The organism is Burkholderia contaminans (assembly GCF_029633825.1).
Classification (GTDB): domain Bacteria; phylum Pseudomonadota; class Gammaproteobacteria; order Burkholderiales; family Burkholderiaceae; genus Burkholderia; species Burkholderia contaminans.
Genome location: NZ_CP090640.1, coordinates 412,719 through 431,463 on the forward strand (window position 1 = coordinate 412,719; position 18,745 = coordinate 431,463).

At 68.4% G+C, this 18,745-nt stretch carries 19 protein-coding genes; 9 read left to right on the forward strand and 10 right to left on the reverse strand.

Going from position 1 to position 18,745, the window contains the following annotated elements:
* The first annotated feature begins 145 nt into the window (after window positions 1-145).
* Together LXE91_RS01965 and LXE91_RS01970 are read left to right on the forward strand one after the other, a co-directional pair.
* Window positions 146-1,060 carry a sterol desaturase family protein gene (locus LXE91_RS01965; protein WP_039360636.1) on the forward strand — a complete coding sequence of 305 codons (915 nt, stop codon included), beginning with the start codon at window positions 146-148 and terminating at the stop codon, window positions 1,058-1,060.
* A 95-nt stretch (window positions 1,061-1,155) separates the two neighbouring features.
* Window positions 1,156-2,286 (forward strand): SGNH/GDSL hydrolase family protein, encoded by a 1,131-nt coding sequence (locus LXE91_RS01970; RefSeq protein WP_039360633.1) that lies wholly within the window; start codon window positions 1,156-1,158, stop codon window positions 2,284-2,286.
* 111 nt (window positions 2,287-2,397) lie between these two features.
* Here the strand turns inward: LXE91_RS01970 and LXE91_RS01975 are convergent, their stop codons facing one another.
* The 6 genes from LXE91_RS01975 to pyk all read right to left on the reverse strand — a co-directional run bounded on the left by LXE91_RS01975 (window position 2,398) and on the right by pyk (window position 9,205).
* Window positions 2,398-3,426, reverse strand: a complete 1,029-nt coding sequence (locus LXE91_RS01975; protein ID WP_039360629.1) for an L-threonylcarbamoyladenylate synthase — start codon at window positions 3,424-3,426, stop codon at window positions 2,398-2,400.
* An 11-nt stretch (window positions 3,427-3,437) separates the two neighbouring features.
* Window positions 3,438-4,649: a 5-(carboxyamino)imidazole ribonucleotide synthase gene (locus LXE91_RS01980; RefSeq protein WP_039360627.1), complete on the reverse strand. Its 1,212-nt coding sequence runs from the start codon at window positions 4,647-4,649 to the stop codon at window positions 3,438-3,440.
* Between the two features lie 87 nt (window positions 4,650-4,736).
* Window positions 4,737-5,258 (reverse strand): 5-(carboxyamino)imidazole ribonucleotide mutase, encoded by a 522-nt coding sequence (gene purE / locus LXE91_RS01985; protein WP_039360624.1) that lies wholly within the window; start codon window positions 5,256-5,258, stop codon window positions 4,737-4,739.
* 16 nt (window positions 5,259-5,274) lie between these two features.
* On the reverse strand, window positions 5,275-6,165 hold the full coding sequence (locus tag LXE91_RS01990; protein WP_039360621.1) for a phosphoribosylaminoimidazolesuccinocarboxamide synthase: 891 nt from the start codon (window positions 6,163-6,165) through the stop codon (window positions 5,275-5,277).
* 224 nt (window positions 6,166-6,389) lie between these two features.
* The gene (gene fba / locus LXE91_RS01995; protein ID WP_034189083.1) at window positions 6,390-7,454 is read right to left on the reverse strand and encodes a class II fructose-bisphosphate aldolase; all 1,065 of its coding nucleotides are present in this window, start codon (window positions 7,452-7,454) and stop codon (window positions 6,390-6,392) included.
* 314 nt (window positions 7,455-7,768) lie between these two features.
* Window positions 7,769-9,205, reverse strand: a complete 1,437-nt coding sequence (pyk, locus tag LXE91_RS02000; RefSeq protein WP_039360687.1) for a pyruvate kinase — start codon at window positions 9,203-9,205, stop codon at window positions 7,769-7,771.
* Here pyk and LXE91_RS02005 point away from each other — a divergent pair.
* Window positions 9,204-9,332: a hypothetical protein gene (locus LXE91_RS02005; protein WP_256093618.1), complete on the forward strand. Its 129-nt coding sequence runs from the start codon at window positions 9,204-9,206 to the stop codon at window positions 9,330-9,332. The genes pyk and LXE91_RS02005 overlap by 2 nt on opposite strands.
* A 157-nt stretch (window positions 9,333-9,489) precedes the next feature.
* Here LXE91_RS02005 and LXE91_RS02010 read toward each other — a convergent pair whose 3' ends face one another.
* The 3 genes from LXE91_RS02010 to LXE91_RS02020 form a co-directional block, all read right to left on the reverse strand.
* Window positions 9,490-10,686 carry a phosphoglycerate kinase gene (locus LXE91_RS02010; protein WP_039360684.1) on the reverse strand — a complete coding sequence of 399 codons (1,197 nt, stop codon included), beginning with the start codon at window positions 10,684-10,686 and terminating at the stop codon, window positions 9,490-9,492.
* A gap of 279 nt (window positions 10,687-10,965) precedes the next feature.
* The gene (locus tag LXE91_RS02015; RefSeq protein WP_039360615.1) at window positions 10,966-11,289 is read right to left on the reverse strand and encodes an AzlD domain-containing protein; all 324 of its coding nucleotides are present in this window, start codon (window positions 11,287-11,289) and stop codon (window positions 10,966-10,968) included.
* Window positions 11,286-12,041, reverse strand: a complete 756-nt coding sequence (locus LXE91_RS02020) for an AzlC family ABC transporter permease (RefSeq protein ID WP_039360612.1) — start codon at window positions 12,039-12,041, stop codon at window positions 11,286-11,288. The genes LXE91_RS02015 and LXE91_RS02020 overlap by 4 nt, the downstream gene beginning before the upstream one ends.
* A 193-nt stretch (window positions 12,042-12,234) precedes the next feature.
* Here LXE91_RS02020 and LXE91_RS02025 point away from each other — a divergent pair, with 193 nt between their 5' ends.
* The 6 genes from LXE91_RS02025 (at window position 12,235) to LXE91_RS02050 (ending at window position 16,805) form a co-directional block, all read left to right on the forward strand.
* Window positions 12,235-13,158 (forward strand): branched-chain amino acid transaminase, encoded by a 924-nt coding sequence (locus LXE91_RS02025; RefSeq protein WP_011353071.1) that lies wholly within the window; start codon window positions 12,235-12,237, stop codon window positions 13,156-13,158.
* Window positions 13,159-13,208: 50 nt separating this feature from the next.
* Window positions 13,209-13,403, forward strand: coding sequence for a zinc-finger domain-containing protein (locus tag LXE91_RS02030; RefSeq protein ID WP_006749970.1), 195 nt, complete (start codon window positions 13,209-13,211; stop codon window positions 13,401-13,403).
* 150 nt (window positions 13,404-13,553) lie between these two features.
* Entirely contained in the window at window positions 13,554-14,591 is a 1,038-nt protein-coding gene (waaF, locus tag LXE91_RS02035; RefSeq protein WP_039360609.1) for a lipopolysaccharide heptosyltransferase II, read from the forward strand.
* Between the two features lie 115 nt (window positions 14,592-14,706).
* Window positions 14,707-15,153, forward strand: coding sequence for a nuclear transport factor 2 family protein (locus tag LXE91_RS02040; protein ID WP_006749968.1), 447 nt, complete (start codon window positions 14,707-14,709; stop codon window positions 15,151-15,153).
* A gap of 34 nt (window positions 15,154-15,187) precedes the next feature.
* The gene (locus tag LXE91_RS02045; RefSeq protein ID WP_039360607.1) at window positions 15,188-16,225 is read left to right on the forward strand and encodes a hydrolase; all 1,038 of its coding nucleotides are present in this window, start codon (window positions 15,188-15,190) and stop codon (window positions 16,223-16,225) included.
* Window positions 16,218-16,805, forward strand: a complete 588-nt coding sequence (locus tag LXE91_RS02050) for a DUF2946 family protein (protein WP_039360604.1) — start codon at window positions 16,218-16,220, stop codon at window positions 16,803-16,805. The genes LXE91_RS02045 and LXE91_RS02050 overlap by 8 nt, the downstream gene beginning before the upstream one ends.
* 39 nt (window positions 16,806-16,844) lie before the next feature.
* On the opposite strand, the gene LXE91_RS02055 is transcribed toward LXE91_RS02050, so the two are convergent.
* Complete coding sequence (locus tag LXE91_RS02055) at window positions 16,845-18,539, reverse strand: M48 family metalloprotease (RefSeq protein ID WP_039360601.1); 1,695 nt, start codon at window positions 18,537-18,539, stop codon at window positions 16,845-16,847.
* Window positions 18,540-18,745 lie beyond the last annotated feature (206 nt).

The window sequence follows — 18,745 nt, forward strand, 5'->3', positions numbered from 1 at the left end:
TAAAAACCCTGTCCTCAGAGGGAACCCTCTACGCTGCCCCCTCGCCTAGCGCGTGGCGATTGCGTAGGCTGTTGGCCTGACCGATATCTACAACGGGCCACACGCCCGGCCTCAAGGCTTGCAGGGGAAAGAAGGAGACACGCCCATGCGATTCGACGTCGAATTGCTTCTGCTCGCGCTGGCGCCCGTCTTCCTGCTCTGCATCGCGTGGGAGGCCTGGCACCTCGCCCGCACCCGTGCGCAGGACCCCGTCTATGCGTGGCGCGACACGCTGTGCAACGCGGCGCTCGCGCTGATGCACCAGGGCGCCGACAAGATCGCGTGGCTGTTCGTGATCCCCGTCTATGCGTACTGCTACCGGCACTATCGCGTGTTCACGTGGCACGACGGCTGGCTGTCGTTCGCGGTGCTGTTCGTCGCGCAGGATTTCCTCTACTACGTATTTCATCGTGCGAGCCATCGCGTGCGCTGGCTGTGGGCCGCGCACGTCGTGCACCACTCGTCCGAGCGGATGAATTTCTCGACCGCGTTCCGCCAGAGCCTGATGTACCCGGTCGCGGGGATGTGGGTGTTCTGGCTGCCGCTCGCGTTCGCCGGCTTTCCGCCGCAACAGGTCGTCGGCATCGTGCTGATCAACCTCGCGTTCCAGTTCTTCGTGCACACGCAGGCGATCGGCAAGCTCGGCTGGCTCGAATACGTGCTGAACACGCCGTCGATCCACCGTGCGCATCATGCGCGCAACCCGCGCTACATCGACCGCAATTACGCAGGCGTCCTGGTGATCTGGGATCGCCTGTTCGGCAGCTATGTCGAGGAAACGCCCGACGATCCGCCGCGGTACGGGATCGTCGAGCGACTCGACTCGAACAACCCTCTCGTCGCGACGTTCCACGAGTGGGTTTCGATGGCCGGCGACGCGTTGCGCGTCGACGGCTGGCGCAACAAGCTGCGCGCGATTTTCGGCCCGCCCGAATGGGCGAGCGCTTATCATGCGCAGATTGCCGAGGCCGCGAACCCCGATCCGCGCACCGTGCCGCTTGCGGTTGCGCGAGACCAATAAACCGTTTCAGCCAACGGCCGCCGCGCAGCCCGGAACCGAGCAGGCACGCGGCAGATGAGAGACACATCAGGCCATATCTACGAGGAGATCGAACGATGCAGACACAACAACACGCACCCGCCCGCACCCGTCAGCGCATGCTGCGCACCGCGCAGGTCGCGATCGCCGGCGCCGCACTGGCGCTGCTCGCCGCATGCGGCGGCGGTGACGACAACAACAGCAACAGCGCATCGAACACGCCGCCGTCGGGCGTGAAAATGCAGGTCGTATCGTTCGGCGACAGCCTGTCCGACGCGGGCACCTACTCGCAGATCAAGCTCGGCTTCGGCGGCGGCCGCTTCACGACCAACCCGGGCCAGGTGTGGACGCAGAACGTCGCGCAGTACTACGGCGACACGCTGCAGCCCGCGAACCAGGGCGGTTTCGGCATTCCGCTGCAGGCCACCGGCGGCCTCGGCTACGCACAGGGCGGCTCGCGCGTGACCCAGCAGCCGGGCATCGGCCATGCGGACGCCAGCGTGCCGAACGCCGATTACGCGCAAGCGACCACGACGCCGATCGCCGACCAGGTCAAGCAATACGTGTCGCAGCACGGCAGCTTCAACGCGGGCCAGATCGTGCTGCTGAACGGCGGCGCGAACGACATCTTCTACCAGGTCGCGGCGCTGCAGGCCGGCGCGATCACGCCGACGCAACTGCAGCAGAACATCGGCGCTGCCGCGCAACAGCTCGCGGGCATCGTGCAGCAGATCGTCGCCGCCGGCGCGACGCACGTGTTCGTGTCGAACGTGCCGGATATCGGCGGCACGCCGCTCGCGCTCCAGGGCGGCTCGCAGAAGACCCTCACGCAACTGTCGATGCTGTTCAACGGCACGCTCGCCGCGACGCTGCAGGCGCTCAAGGTCGACACGACCAAGTACGTGCTGCTCGACACGTTCACGTGGCAGGACGGTATCCTCGCGAACTACCAGGCGAACGGCTTCGCCGTGTCGAACACCGACACCGCCTGTAACCTGAAGGCGATGGTGCAGGCCGCCACGCAGTACGGCGTCGCGAACGCAACCGCATTCGGCTCGTCGCTGTTCTGCTCGCCGCAGAACTACACGGTCGCGAACGCGGACCAGACCTACATGTTCGCCGACACGGTCCACCCGACCACGCGCCTGCATGCGCTGTTCGCGCAGTTCGCGCAGTCGAAGATCGCGGCCTCGGGCGTCGGCAAGTAAGCCGCCGGCCACGCGCCCAAACGAAAACGCCCGACCGGTTCGCGCCGGTCGGGCGTTTTTTCATGTGCGGGAAACCGGCGCGGCGACGGTCGCGTCAACCGTGCGCCTTCGTCATTCGGCCGCTTCGAACGCCGCGGCCGCGCGGCCGAGCCGGTCGTTGACCGCGATCCATTCGACGGTCTCCGGCAACTTTTCGACGAGGATGCGCGCGACCTGTGCGCGGTCGAGCGCACGCAGCATCCCGTACAGCTCGCGCGCATACGCGGACGGATCTTCCGGCGCCGCGACGAAATGCACGCCGTCGGCCTGCGCCCACTGCCCCGCGCGCGACGCGCGGGCGACCAGCGCGACGCGTTCGCCATCGGTTTGCGCGGCCGCGAGCAGCGGCTCGAGCGCGTCGAACGGCAGCAGCGCGAGCGGCGTGCGCGGCGCGTAGTGCGCCTTCAGCGTGCCGGACGCGCGCGGCGCGGTCGCGTCGCTGCCGTCCGGCAGCTTCGGCGCGCGGCCGAGCACGTCGGCGATCTGCTGCGGCGTCACGTGCCCCGGGCGCAGCAGCGCCGGGAAACCGCGCGACAGGTCGACGATCGTCGATTCGATACCGACTTCCGATGCGCCGCCGTCGAGCACGTGCACGGTTTCGCCGAATTCGTCACGCACGTGCTGCGCGGTGGTCGGGCTCACATGGCCGAACCGGTTCGCGGACGGCGCAGCCACGCCGCCATGCCCGCCGCGCCGCGCGCTGAACGCGGCCAGCAGCGCCTGCGCAACCGGATGCGACGGGCAGCGCAGCCCGACCGAATCCTGGCCGCCGCTCACGGCGTCCGGAATGCGCGCGTGGCGCTTCAGGATCAGCGTCAGCGGGCCCGGCCAGAACGCATCGATCAACGCCTGCGCGTCGGCCGGCAGATCGTCGACCCAGTAGCCGGGATCGCCGCCGGGCGGCAGGTGCACGATCACCGGATGATTCGCGGGCCGCCCCTTCGCCGCGTAGATGCGCGCGACGGCCTCGGGATTCGCCGCATCGCCGCCGAGCCCGTAGACGGTTTCGGTCGGAAAGGCGACGAGCTGGCCCGCGTCGAGCAACGCGGAGGCCGCGTCGATCTGCGCAACAGTCACGGAGTTCGGAAGATCGATGGACATCGGCTGGCGCCTCAGTCGAGCGGCACGCGCAGCAGCTGCGCGCACGCGGTGGCCGCGGCAACGGCTTCGTCGCGCGTTTCGGCCGTGAAGTTCACGTGGCCCATCTTGCGGCCGATGCGCGCCTCTTCCTTGCCGTACAGGTGCAGGTGCGCGGTCGGCATCGCCGCGACCGTGTCCCACGGCGGCGTGACGGACTCGCCTGCGGCACCTGCGCCGGTCGCACCGTTCGGGAACCACACGTCGCCGAGGATGTTCAGCATCGCGGCCGGCGAATGCTGGCGCGTGTTGCCGAGCGGCATGCGCGTCATCGCGCGCACCTGCTGCTCGAACTGGCTCGTGGCGCACGCATCGACCGTGTAGTGGCCGGAGTTGTGCGGGCGCGGCGCCATCTCGTTCGCGACGAACGAACCGTCTTCCAGCACGAAGAATTCGACGCACAGCACGCCAACGTAGCCGAGCGTATCCGCGATCCGCACGGCGGCCTGCTGCGCCTCTTCGACGCGCGCCGCATCGGCGGCCGGCGCGGGCACGACGGTCAGCGCGAGGATGCCGTTGTGGTGCACGTTCTGCGCGAGCGGGAACGCGGCCGAGCGGCCGTCGGCGCCGCGCGCGATCAGCGCCGACACTTCGTATTTCAGCGGCAGGCGCTTTTCGAGCACGCACGGCACGCCGTTCAGCGCCGCATGCGCGTCGCGCGCTTCCTGCGCGGTGCTCACACGCACCTGGCCCTTGCCGTCGTAGCCGAGGCGCGCCGTCTTCAGGATGCCCGGCAGCACCGCGTCGAGGGCGGCGTCGTCGAGCGCGGCAAGCGCCGCCGCCGATTCGATCACGACGTGCGGCGCGACGGGCACGCCCGACGCTTCGATGAAGCGCTTCTCCGCGATCCGGTCCTGCGCGACCGCGACGCAGCGGCCGGCGGGCGCGACGAACGTCGTGCGCGCGAGGAAATCGAGGCTCGCAGCCGGCACGTTCTCGAATTCCGTCGATACCGCGTCGCACAGGTCGGCCAGTTCGGCGAGTGCGGCTTCGTCGTCGTAGGCCGCGCGCAGGTGGCGGTCGGCGACCGCGCCGGCGGGGCTCGTCGGATCGGGATCGAGCACGGCGACGCGATAGCCCATCGACTGGGCGGCAAAGCAGAACATGCGGCCGAGCTGGCCACCGCCGACCATGCCAAGCCACGCGCCGGGCAGGATCGGGGAAACGGAATCAGGAGTTGCGGTCATGTCAGTGGTCGGTCGCGGCGGGCGCTGCCCGCCGCAGTGGGGAAGTCAGGCAGCCGCCGGAATGGCAGTGCGGCCGCCGATGCGCCGTCATTCCAGCGGCGGCAGCACCATCGCGTGCGCGGCTTCGTTCTGGCGCACGCGGAACGCGGCGAGGCGGTTCGCATAGTCGACCGAGTTGCCGGACAGGATCGACACCGCGAACAGCGCGGCATTCGCGGCACCGGCCTCGCCGATCGCGAACGTCGCGACGGGCACGCCCTTCGGCATCTGCACGATCGAGTGCAGCGAATCGACACCCTTCAGGTACTTGCTCGCGACCGGCACGCCGAGCACCGGCACCGTGGTTTTCGCGGCCAGCATGCCGGGCAGGTGCGCGGCGCCGCCGGCGCCCGCGATGATCGCGCGCAGCCCGCGCTCGCGCGCCTTCTCCGCATAATCAAACATCTCGTCGGGCATCCGGTGCGCGGACACGACCTTCGCTTCGTACGGCACGCCGAATTCCTGCAGGATGGCGACCGCGTGCTTCATCACGTCCCAGTCGGAACTCGAACCCATCAGCACGCCGACGAGCGGCGCGCTGTGCGTGTGGGCAGTCTGAACTTCGCTCATGTGTTCCGTTCCCCGATCAGGCCAGCGACTGGCCCGTGATGCGCTCGAGCGCTTCCTGATACTTCGCGGCCGTCTTCTCGACGACGTCGGCCGGCAGCGCAGGCGCCGGCGCGGTCTTGCCCCACGGCTGCGCCTCGAGCCAGTCGCGCACGAACTGCTTGTCGAACGACGGCGGGTTCGTGCCGACTTCGTACTGGTCGGCCGGCCAGAAGCGCGACGAATCGGCGGTCAGCACTTCGTCCATCAGGTACAGCTTGCCGTGGTTGTCGAGGCCGAATTCGAACTTCGTGTCGGCGATGATGATGCCGCGCGTGGCCGCGTAGTCGGCCGCTTCCTTGTACAGCTTGATCGAGATGTCGCGGATCGTCGCGGCCAGCTCGGTGCCGATGCGGCGCTCGGTTTCCTCGAACGTGATGTTCTCGTCGTGCTCGCCCATCTCGGCCTTCGCGGCCGGCGTGAAGATCGGCTCGGGTAGCTTCTGCGCGTTCTGCAGGCCTTCCGGCAGCTGCACGCCGCACACGGCGCCCGACGCCTGGTATTCCTTCCAGCCGCTGCCGGCCAGGTAGCCGCGCACGACTGCTTCGATCATGATCGGCTCGAGGCGCTTGACGACCACGCCGCGGCCCTTCACCTGCTCGACCTCGTCGGCGGCGACAACCGCTTCCGGCGCGTCGCCCGTCAGGTGGTTCGGCACGATGTGCGCAAGCTTGTCGAACCAGAAGTTCGCCATCTGGTTCAGCACGCGGCCCTTGTTCGGAATCGGCTCGCCCATCACCACGTCGAATGCCGACAGGCGATCGGTCGTGACGATCAGGAGCTTGTCGTTGCCGACCGCGTAGTTATCGCGGACCTTGCCGCGACCGAGGAGCGGCAGCGAGCGGAGCGTGGATTCGTAGAGGGTAGACATCGTCTTTTCGCAGATAAGGAGCCAAACAAAAAGGGAAACGCCGTTCCCCGCGGCAGGCGGGAACGGCGGTCTTGCAATACGTCGGCGAACCGGCCGGGCGACAGCGCCCGGGCAGTTGCCGGCCGGCCCTCGTTCGGCCGGACGGAGCGGCTGTGGGGCCGGATCAGATCCGGCCGGACAACCTTGCCGTTGCCCACATCGGGCGCGGCAATCGTACTACAGTCTCAGCGCACGACCTGTGCGAGCGCGCCGGACTTGTACTGCTCGGCGATCTTGTCGAGCGCCACCGGCTTGATCTTGCCGGCCTGGCCTTCGCAACCGAACGCGAGGTAGCGGTCGACGCAGACCTGCTTCGCCGCTTCGCGCGCGGGCTTCAGGTAATCGCGCGGATCGAACTTGCCCGGGTTCTCGAACAGGTAGCGGCGGATCGCACCGGTGATCGCCAGACGCAGGTCGGTGTCGATGTTGATCTTGCGCACGCCGTGCTTGATGCCTTCCTGGATTTCCTCGACCGGCACGCCGTAGGTTTCCTTCATGTCGCCGCCGAATTCGCGGATCTCGGCCAGCAGTTCCTGCGGCACCGACGACGAACCGTGCATCACCAGGTGGGTGTTCGGGATGCGCGCGTGGATTTCCTTGATGCGCTGGATCGACAGGATGTCGCCCGTCGGCTTCTTCGAGAACTTGTACGCGCCGTGCGACGTGCCGATCGCGATCGCGAGTGCATCGCACTGCGTGAGCTTCACGAAGTCGGCGGCCTGCTCCGGATCGGTCAGCAGCTGCTCGCGGGTCATCGTGCCTTCCGCGCCGTGGCCGTCTTCCTTGTCGCCCTTCATCGTCTCGAGCGAGCCGAGCACGCCGAGTTCGGCCTCGACCGTCACGCCGATCGAGTGCGCCATCTCGACGACCTTGCGCGACACGTCGACGTTGTACTCGTACGATGCGACCGTCTTGCCGTCGGCTTCCAGCGAACCGTCCATCATCACGCTGGTGAAGCCGCTGCGGATCGCGGCCATGCAGACTGCCGGCGACTGGCCGTGATCCTGGTGCATCACGACCGGGATGTGCGGGTACGACTCGACTGCTGCTTCGATCAGGTGGCGCAGGAACGGCTCGCCCGCGTACTTACGCGCGCCGGCCGATGCCTGCATGATCACGGGCGCGCCGACCTGGTCCGCCGCCGCCATGATCGCCTGGACCTGCTCCAGGTTGTTCACGTTGAAGGCCGGCAGGCCGTAACCGTGCTCCGCCGCGTGGTCCAGCAATTGACGCATTGATACGAGAGGCATTGTGGAACTCCATGGAATGAAAACCGGTGCGCCCTGACGCCGGCGCGGCGCTCGCTCCCGGACGAACCCGGGGTGGCGCGGCGCGGCTGAGCGTCGAATAGCCGCATTTTATCGCGAAGCGCCTCCGATTCCGACCGCCCGGTGGCGCCGACTCGCAATTTGTTACGTTCGCACGGCACAATGCGGGCAAAAATGAGAAAAAAAGCCGCGCGGGGCTTCGACCCCACGCGGCTTTCGCGTAAAAAACGGTGCCCGATCGATTTTCCAGCCGATCCGGCGCCGGCCCGCTGGCCGGCCCGATGTTCAGCCGGCGCTCAATAGTGCTCGCCGACCCGCACGATCTTCAGCGTGTTGGTGCCGCCCGCCTGCCCCATCGGCTCGCCGACGGTCAGCACGACCATGTCGCCGTGCTGCACGTAGCCCTGCTTGACGACGATCTCGAGCGCCGCCTGCAGCGCCGAGTCGCGGTCGCTGTTGAAGTCGACGTGCAGCGGCGTCACGTTGCGGTACAGCGCCATCGTGCGCTCGCTGCCGACGCGCGGCGTCAGCGCGAAGATCGGCACGTGCGTGTAGTGACGCGACATCCACAGCGCGGTCGCGCCCGATTCGGTCAGCGCGATGATCGCCTTTGCGCCCAGGTGGTACGCGGTGAACAGCGCGCCCATCGCGATCGACTGGTCGATCCGCGTGAACGTGCGGTCGAGGAAATCCTTGTCCAGCTCGACTTCTTCCGACTTCTCCGCCTCGACGCACACGGCCGCCATCGTCTCGATCGTGACGACCGGATACTTGCCGGCGGCCGTCTCGGCCGACAGCATCACCGCGTCGGTGCCGTCGAGCACCGCGTTCGCGACGTCCGATACTTCCGCACGCGTCGGCACCGGCGCGTGGATCATCGATTCCATCATCTGCGTCGCGGTGATCACGAGCTTGTTCGACTCGCGCGCCATCCGGATCATCCGCTTCTGCAGCGCGGGCACGGCCGCGTTGCCCACTTCCACCGCGAGGTCGCCGCGCGCGACCATGATGCCGTCGGACGCGTCGAGAATGCTTTGCAGCGCCGGAATCGCTTCCGCGCGCTCGATCTTCGCGATCATCTTCGGCTTGATGCCGTACGGCGCGCCCGCGATGTTCGCGAGCTGGCGCGCCATTTCCATGTCGGTCGCGTTCTTCGGGAACGACACCGCCACCAGGTCCGCGCCGAGCGACATCGCGGTGCGGATGTCTTCCATGTCCTTCGCGGTCAGTGCGGGCGCCGACAGGCCGCCGCCCTGGCGGTTGATGCCCTTGTTGTTCGACAGCTCGCCGCCCACCTTGACGATCGTGTGGATCTCGTCGCCGAGCACGCGCTCGACGGTCAGCACGATCAGGCCGTCGTTCAGCAGCAGCAGGTCGCCCGTGCGCAGGTCACGCGGCAGCTCCTTGTAGTCGAGGCCGACGCGCTCGTCGTTGCCCAGCTCGCAGCCCGCGTCGAGGATGAAGGCCTGGCCCGGCTCGAGCGTCGTCTTGCCGTTCTCGAACTTGCCGACGCGGATCTTCGGGCCCTGGAGGTCGGCCATGATCGCGATCTCGCGCCCGACCTTGCGGGCGGCCTCGCGCACCATCTCGGCGCGCTGGCGGTGATCGTCGGCCGTGCCGTGCGAAAAATTGAGCCGCACGACGTCGAGGCCCGCCTGCATCATCTGCAGCAGAATCTCCGGCGAACTGGAAGCCGGGCCGATCGTGGCGACTATCTTGGTGGCGCGCTGCATGAAACTCCTCATCTGGATCAAGGTGGATGCGCTGGGTGAAACGCTGCGAGAGCCGGAAGCGGCAGGCCCAGCGGCCGCCGCTCCGGGGGGCGTGCCGGTGCTTGCGCCCGGCATCGCTTTGTTCTGAATCTCGTGGTGCTGCTCGGCCGCGTCGCCGGCGGCCGCCGGTGCGCGCGGGGCGGTGTTCGCCCGCGCGGGCGCGCGTTTGCGCTTGCCCGCGCCGGCCGCGGGCTCCGCTTTCGCGGAGCGCGCGGCCTTCGTCACCCCTGCGCGCGCCGCCACGCTCAGGCCGCCCGCGTTTCCAGCACTTCCACCGCCGGCAGCTTCTTCCCCTCGAGGAACTCGAGGAAGGCGCCGCCGCCCGTCGAGATGTAGCTGACCTGGTCATGGATGCCGTACTTCGCGATGGCCGCGAGCGTGTCGCCGCCGCCCGCGATCGAGAACGCGGACGATTTGGCGATCGCTTCCGCGAGCGTCTTGGTGCCGTTGCCGAACTGGTCGAACTCGAACACACCGACCGGGCCGTTCCACACGATCGTGCCGGCCTTCTCGAGCTGGCTCGCGAGCGCCTTGGCGGTGTCCGGGCCGATGTCGAGGATCATGTCGTCCGCTTCGATGTCGGCGACCTGCTTCACCGTGGCCACGGCCGTCGGCGAGAATTCCTTGGCCGTCACGACGTCGGTCGGGATCGGCACCGACGCACCGCGCTCGCGCGCTTCGTCGATGATCGCCTTCGCCTCGTCGACGAGGTCGGCTTCCGCGAGCGACTTGCCGATCGACAGGCCGGCCGCGAGCATGAACGTGTTCGCGATGCCGCCGCCGACGATCAGCTGGTCGACCTTGCCGGCCAGCGACTTGAGGATCGTGAGCTTGGTCGACACCTTCGAGCCGGCGACGATCGCCACCAGCGGGCGCGCCGGGTTGCCGAGCGCCTTGCCGAGCGCGTCGAGTTCCGCGGCCAGCAGCGGGCCCGCGCACGCGACCGGCGCGTACTTCGCGATCCCGTGCGTGGTCGCTTCCGCGCGGTGCGCGGTGCCGAACGCGTCGTTCACGTACACGTCGCAGAGCTTCGCCATCTTCTGCGCGAGCTCGTCCGAATTCTTCTTCTCGCCCTTGTTCACGCGGCAGTTCTCGAGCAGCACGACCTGGCCCGGCGCAACGTTCACGCCGTTCTCGACCCAGTTCGACACCAGCGGCACGTCACGGCCGAGCAGCTCGGCGAGCCGCTTCGCGACCGGCGCGAGCGAATCTTCCGGCTTGAATTCGCCTTCGGTCGGACGGCCGAGGTGCGACGTGACCATCACGGCCGCGCCGGCGTCGAGCGCGGCCTGGATGGCCGGCACGGACGCGCGCACGCGCGTGTCTTCGGTGATGTTGCCCTGGTCGTCCTGCGGGACGTTCAGGTCGGCACGGATGAATACCCGCTTGCCGGCGAGCTGGCCGGCGGCGATCAGGTCGGTAAGACGCTTGACTTGGCTCATGTTGAACAAATTGAAGTGGTGGATGGGGAAAGGGGGTTCACGCTGGACGTGCGCGGGCTGCCGCGAAAGGGCGCCGGATGCGGCCGTGGCTGGCGGTTCGCATGACGCGCACGGGTAAAAAATCTTGAACGGGCATTCTAGCCGATCCACCCGGCAGACTGACCCGCGGGCGGCGAATTCCGCCTATTTGGGATCGCGCGCCGGAATGGACGCATTGCCGCAACGCAGCAATGCACCCGCGCAAGCGGCCGGTACGCGGCGGGCCTGAACGGCGGACCATCAGAAGACCAGGCGCAGCACGGTGAAGACGAGCATCCCGACGACGATCGTGCCGAGCATGCTGCGCCGCCACAGGAACCAGCCGAGGCCGGCGAGCGCCGCGTAGAACGGATGGTTGGACAGCGCGAACGACAGCCCGCCCGGCGTTTCGAGCACGTCGGGCAGCACGACGGCGACCAGTGCCGCCGCCGGCGCGTAGCGCAACGCGCGCTGCGCACGCTCGGGCAGCACGGTGCGTTCGCCGCCGATCAGGAACAGCGCGCGCGTGACGGCCGTGACGATCGTCATCCCGATGATGACGATCCAGATTTCCGTCGCGCTCATTCAATTTCCTTTTCGTGCACGGTTTCGGTGCGGATGCGCCGCCAGTCGGCCCGCTCGACGAAGAAATCGGCCGTGCAGCCGGCCGCGAGCGCGGCGAGCACCGCGAGCGGCAGCGCGAGCCGGTACGGCAGGTCGAACGCGATGAGCGACACGATGCCGGCGACCGCGACGGCCGCGAGCGTCGAGCGGTTCGCGACCGCCGACACCATGATGGGAATCAGCGCGAGCGTGCCGGCCAGTTCCAGCCCCCAGCTTGCGGGAAAGACGCTCGCGAGCAGGATGCCGGCGAGCGACGACACCTGCCACGACAGCCAGCTCGCAAGCGCCATCCCCCAGAAATACGCTTCCTTGCCGGGCACGTGGCCGTAGGCGAAGCCCTGTTTCTGGAACAGCAGGTAGATCACGTCGCCGTTGAAATAGCCGATCGCGAGGCGCCGCCACAGCGGCAGGTAGGAAAAATGGGGAGCAAGCCCGGCGCTGAAGATCACGAAGCGCGTGTTGACCATCGCGGCCGTGAGCAGGATGGTCCAGATCGGCAGCTTCGCCGCGAGGAGCGGCAGCACCGCGAGCTGCGACGAGCCCGCGTAGACCAGCAGCGACATCGCGCTCGCCTGCCAGAGTGTCATGACCGACTTGCTCATCGCGATGCCGGTGACGAGCCCCCACGAGAAAATCGCCATCAGCGTCGGGGAATAGTCGCGCGCGCCCTGGATCAGCGCGAAGCGGTCGGTGGCGGACAATCGAGCGAGCATGGGAAGCGGGCCGCGGCGGGCGGTTCGTCGGGCCGCCGGCGCCTCCTGCCGGTACGACCCGCCGTTATTGGAATCGGTACCGGGCGATTATAGCGCCGGCCCCGCGCCGACCGACCGGATCGCCTTCAAATGACGCTAAAATAAGCGTCTTTCCGGCTCAACGCTGCATACAACCGCATCCCAGGAGAAATCTATGTCAATGGCCGACCGCGACGGCAAGATCTGGATGGACGGCAAGCTGATCGACTGGCGCGACGCCAAGATCCACGTCCTGACCCACACGCTGCATTACGGCATGGGCGTCTTCGAGGGCGTGCGCGCGTACAAGTCGGCCGACGGCAGCACCGCGATCTTCCGCCTGTACGAGCACACGAAACGTCTGCTGAATTCGGCGAAGATCTTCCAGATGGACGTGCCGTTCGACCGGGAAACGCTCGAAGCCGCGCAGCTCGAAGTCGTGCGCGAGAACAAGCTCGAGTCGTGCTACCTGCGCCCGATCATCTGGGTCGGTTCGGAAAAGCTCGGCGTGGCCGCGAAGGGCAACACGATCCACGTCGCGATCGCCGCATGGCCGTGGGGTGCGTACCTCGGCGAGGAAGGCCTCGCGAAGGGCATCCGCGTGAAGACGTCGTCGTTCACGCGCCACCACGTGAACGTGTCGATGGTGCGCGCGAAGGCGTCGGGCTGGTACGTGAACTCGATCCTGGCGAACCAGGAAGCCACCGCCGACGGCTACGACGAAGCGCTGCTGCTCGACGTCGACGGCTACGTGTCGGAAGGCTCCGGCGAGAACTTCTTCCTGGTGAACAACGGCAAGCTGTACACGCCCGACCTGTCGTCGTGCCTCGACGGCATCACGCGCGATACCGTCATCACGCTCGCGAAGGACGCCGGCATCGAGGTGATCGAGAAGCGCATCACGCGCGACGAGGTCTACACGGCCGACGAAGCATTCTTCACCGGCACGGCCGCCGAAGTCACGCCGATCCGCGAGCTCGACAACCGCACGATCGGCAGCGGCGCGCGCGGCCCCGTCACGGAAAAGCTCCAGTCGGCGTTTTTCGATATCGTGTCGGGCAAGAACGCGAAGTACGCGCACTGGCTGACGAAGGTCTGAGCGCGCCGCGCCACCGACCGCCCCACAAAAGAGTGATAAGAGAAAGTCTCATGAGTGAAATCAAGGAAATGCCGCTGGTCGAGCTGACGGCCAAGGATCTTCCCGCGTACTGCCCGAACCCGGCCATGGCGCGCTGGAGCGCCCACCCGCGCGTCTTCATCGACGTCTCGCACGGCGAAGCACGCTGCCCGTACTGCGGCACGCGCTACAAGCTGCGCGACGGCGAGGTCGTCAAGGGCCATTGAGCCCCGGCGGCCGGGCCTGCAGGCTGATGCAGGCCCGCCGACTGCCCAGGCGGCGCAGCCGGATTGCCGGCGCGCCGCCGTTCTCCATTCTGGCAACCCGAACGCGGCGCCTGAGCGCCGTGCTTCATTACGACATCGGAAGTCGACCTGATGCGTCGAGCGCTGGTTATCGCACCGAACTGGATCGGTGACGCATTGATGGCGCAGCCGCTTTTTGCGCTGCTGAAGAAAAACCATCCCCGCATCGCGATCGATGCCGTCGCGCCCTCGTGGGTCGCGCCCGTGCTCGAGCGGATGCCCGAGATCCACGATGTCTACGCGACCGATCTCGCGCACGGCAAGCTGCAGTTGCTGCGCCGCTGGCAACTCGCGAGCGACCTGCGCGACGTCGGCTACGACGCGGCGTACGTGCTGCCGAATTCGCTGAAATCCGCGGTGATCCCGTGGCTCGCGAACATCCCGCTGCGGGTCGGCTACACGGGCGAGCACCGCTACGGGCTGCTGAACGTGCGGCACGCGAACCCCGACAAGTCGGGCGAGCGGCCGCCGATGACGGCCCACTATGCGGCGCTTGCGTACGCGCCGGGCGCGAAGCTGCCCGAGTCGATGAAGACGCTGCCCGCGCCGCGCCTCGACGCCGATCTCAACGAGACGGCGCGCGTGTCCGCACGTTTCAATCTCGATACGCGCAAGCCGCTCGTCGTGTTCTGCCCGGGCGCGGAATACGGCCCGGCCAAGCGCTGGCCGCCCGAGCACTTCGCATCGCTCGCCACCATCGTCCACCAGTCGTTCCCGTACACGCAGATCGTCGCGCTCGGCTCGCAGAAGGACGCCGCCGCCGCGCAGGCGATCGCGGACCACGCGCCGAACGTGCGCAACCTGTGCGGGCAGACGTCGCTGTCGGAGGCGTGCGCGCTGATCGCGCGCGCGAATGCGGTGGTCACCAACGATTCGGGGCTGATGCACGTTGCCGCCGCGCTACGCCGGCCGCTCGTCGCACTGTACGGATCGACCGATCCGCGCCACACCCCTCCGCTGTCGGACCTGGCGAAGGTACAATGGCTTCATCTCGAATGCAGTCCCTGCTTCGAACGCGAGTGCCCGCTCGGCCACCTGAAGTGCCTGCGCGAACTCGGTCCCGAGCAGGTATTCGGCGATTTGCGCGGCATGCTCGTCGGGCAGCGCTGACCCTGGCCGGCAGCGTCGCACGGCGCGCCGGGCAATCCGATTCACCGGTGTACGTCGGCCCCATCCGGGCCGCCGTGCTGAATACGGCGCGCGACGCGCGCGAGAGATAACCCCGATGCCACGTTTTGCCCGCCTCTTCGAAGCCGCCGCCGATACGCTGAACGCCTACTACCAGGCCGTCGCCGATGCCAATCTCGACGCGCTGCTGGGATTGTGGATCGACGAGGATTTCGCCAGCTGCGTATGGGCGGACGGCGAGCATCTGCACGGCCTCGACCAGATTCGCAGCGGGCTCGCCAACCGGCTCGCCACGCGCCCCGTGACGATCGAGCCGCTCGACATCCGCGTGTACGACAGCCTCGGCACGGTCGTCTATACGATCGCCGAAGCGCATCAGCAGGCCGACCTGACGGCCGAACCCGACATGGTTTTCGCGACGTACGTGATGATTCACGAACGTGGCGAGTGGCGCATCGCGCATATTCACGCGAGCCCGATTCCCGAACAGGCGGCCGGACAATTCGCCGCGAAGATCCGTCATGGGCAGGGTCCGCTGCACTGACGAAAAGACGAAGCAACGCATACGCGGGGCGATCATGAGTACGGCTTCTCCGCCCACCTCGCCGCTGACCGGGGCCCCGGCCCCCGACGACGACATACTGCGCTATCGCGCACCACGCTGGCTGCCCAATAGCCATGCACAAACCATCGTGCCCGCGCTGTTCGCGCGGCGCCCCGTCGTCGCTTACCGACGAGAGCGATGGGAAACCCCCGACCACGACTTCATCGATCTCGACTGGGTCGCCCATCTCGACAGCGCCGCGCCGGCGCCCGATGCGCCGCTGTTCGTGCTGTTCCACGGCCTCGAGGGCAGTTCCGGCTCGCACTACGCGCTCGCGATGATGGCCGCCGCACGCGCGAAGGGCTGGCACGCCGTCGTGCCGCACTTCCGCAGTTGCAGCGGCGAGATCAACCGCCAGCCGCGCTTCTACCATCTCGCCGACAGCGCCGAGGTCGACTGGATCCTGCGCCGGCTCGCCGCGCAGCATCGCGGGCCGCTCGTCGCGGCCGGCGTGTCGCTCGGCGGCAACGTGCTGCTGCGCTGGCTCGGCGAGCATCGCAGCGACACGTCGATCCTGCGGGCGGCCGCCGCGATCTCGACGCCGATCGACGTGCATGCCGGCGGGCGCGCGCTGTCGCAAGGCTTTGCGATGGTCTACACGCGCAGCTTCCTGAAGACGCTCAAGCGCAAGGCGCTCGCGAAGCTCGACCAGTACCCGGGGCTGTTCGACCGCGAAGCCATGCTGCAGGCCGTGACGATGCGCGACTTCGACGAGGTCGTGACCGCGCCGCTGCACGGTTTCGCCGATGCGGACGACTACTGGACCAAGGCGACGACACGGCCGCTGCTCCCCGCGATCGACGTGCCGACGCTGATCCTCAACGCCCGCAACGACCCGTTCCTGCCTGAATCGGCGCTACCGGGCCCGGCCGACGTATCGCCGGCCGTCGAGCTCGACCAGCCTGCCGCCGGCGGGCACGCGGGATTCATGACCGGGCCGTTCCCCGGCCGCCTCGACTGGCTGTCGGCGCGGGTGTTCGGCTATTGCTCCAAATTCGTCGACCATGGATGACATCGTCAGGCAGGCCCTCGCCAAATGGCCGAACGTCCCGCACTGTACCGGCTGGCTGCTGCTCGACCGGCGCGGCGAATGGCGGCTGCGCGACGACGCGGCGCAGGCGGCCGGCGAGCTCGGTTCGCCGATCCGGCATGCGGCGCTGAACGCGTTCATCGGCCGCAACTACGAATGTGATGAGCAGGGCCAGTGGTTCTTCCAGAACGGCCCGCAGCGCGTGTACGTCGAGCTTGCCTATACGCCCTGGGTCGTCCGGCTCGCCGAGCGCGACGGGCAGCTCACGCTCACCGACCAGACCGGCACGCCGTTCGAACCGGACGAAGCCTGGCTCGACGACGCAGGCGGCGTGCTGTTTCGCGCGGCCGGCACGCCGCCGCGCATCGCGGCGCTGCACGATCACGACCTCGGGCTCTTCGCCGATCACGCCGATCTCGATGCCGCGCCGCCCGTGCTGCGCTGGCGCGACGGCCGCACGCTGCCGCTCGGCAGCATCGCCGGTGCGGACGTGCCCACGCGGTTCGGCTACGTCGCAAGCCCGGCGCAACAGGCCCGCGACACAACTGACAGCGGCAACTGACCCGCAGCGGCTTCGCCCGCGCTTCGCCTGTATCGGCCGCTACCCGCGGCCGTTCTTCTCGTCTTCGCGCTCTTCCTTGTAGCGTGCTTCGAATTCCAGCAGCCGCGCGCCGATCATCGACTGCTCGTAGAACGACACGTCCTTCGCATCGCGCGCCTCCTTCAGCTGGCGAATCGCCGACGGCCATGCGCCGTCGAGCGCGAGCTTCTCCGCGAGCGCGCGGCGCCGCGCCAGCAGATCGCCCTTGCCGTCGCTCGCCTTCGCAAGATAGTCCCACCAGTCCGGCTGCTCGGGGTCGGCCTTCGCCTGCGCGCGTGCCTGCGCCTGCGCTTCCGCGAAACGGCGCGCCGCGATCAGCGCCTGAAGATGCGCGACGATCGCGGCGTGCGAGGCCGGCCAGCGCCGCTGCGCGAGCGCCGCAAGCCGCACTGCGTCGTCGGCCCGACCCGCGCGGCGCGCGATGTCGGCGGCCAGCACGTCGAGGCTCGGCGAGCTCGTCGCCGGATCGCCCTCGCGCCGCTCGCGCGCGTCGAACTCGCTGCGTGCCGACGCGAGCGCCTTGCCGGCCGCGTCGTACTCGCCGAGCAGCGCATTCGCGAGCGCGATGCCGTACCAGTTCGCCGCGACGTTCGGCGCGGTGCGATCGTCGATCTCGAACTGCATCCGCCGCGCCTCGGCCGCGATGTCGGTCGGCGCGCGGTTCTGCAGCACGCGCAACCGCGCACGCACGAACCCGTATTCGGGCGACTGGCGCGGCTGCCGGTACGGCGCGCGGCGCGCGCGATCCTCCATGTCGGCGATCCGCTCGCCCGTCAGCGGGTGCGTGCGCGCGTAGGCCGGCACGCCCGCATCGCCCATCGACGCGCGGTCGAGCCGCTCGAAGAAGCCCGGCATCCCGTACGGGTCATAGCCCGCGCCCGCGAGCAGCTGGAAGCCGACGCGATCGGCCTCGCGCTCGGCCGAACGCGAGAAGCGCAGCTGGTTGTCCACCGCGTACGCCTGCCCGCCCACCGCGATCGCGCTGCCGAGGTCGCCGCTTCTCGCGAGAACGCCGGCCAGCACGCCGAGCAGCATCGCCGCGAGCGCCGTATAGCCGGTCTTTTCGTTTGCACCGATCATCCGCGCGATGTGCCGCTGCAGCACGTGCCCCATCTCGTGGCCGACCACCGACGCGAGTTCCGACTCCGTCTGCGTCGTGACGACGAGCCCGCTGTTGATCCCGATGAACCCGCCCGGCATCGAGAACGCATTGATCTGCGGATCGCGCACCGGGAACAGGTCGAAGTCCGGCGTGTAGCCGCCGATGAAGCGCGCGGCCGCCGCAGCCGCAAGCCGCGCCGCCATCGCGTTCAGGTAGTCGCGCACGAGCCAGTCGTCGAGATAGTCGGGATCGCGCCGCACTTCGCGCATCACGCGCTCGCCGAGCCGGCGCTCAGCCTGCGGCGTCAACGAACCGCCGGAACCGTCGCCCAGGTCGGGCAGCTCCAGCGAGCGAAGCGGCGCACGCAGGCTCGCGGCCGGCGCCGACGCGCCGCCCGTATCCGAAAACCGGCTCTCCGCGCCGCCGTACGTGCCGAACACGCCGGCCGCGATGCCGGACGGCACGGTGGAAATCGACCGGGCGCCGCCGGCCGCCGATTCGAGCGGCGGCGCGGACGCGCTCTGCGCATGGCCGCTCGGCGGCAACGCAAGCGCCACCGACAGCGACACGGCAAGCAACTGTTTGACACGCATGGCAGGATGAAAACGACGCCGTCCCGCGCGCCCGGCGCGCATCGCGGCGTTTGGTCTGAATATTCGGGTCATTGTACCGGCGGCAGCGTGACTGTCCCGTTCGGCATGGACGCCATCTGCGTCCCCGGCGCTGCGAATGCCACTGCTATGATAGGCGCCCGTCGAACCGTTGGATCGGTTCGGGGCGCGGAGATGCGATTCGATGC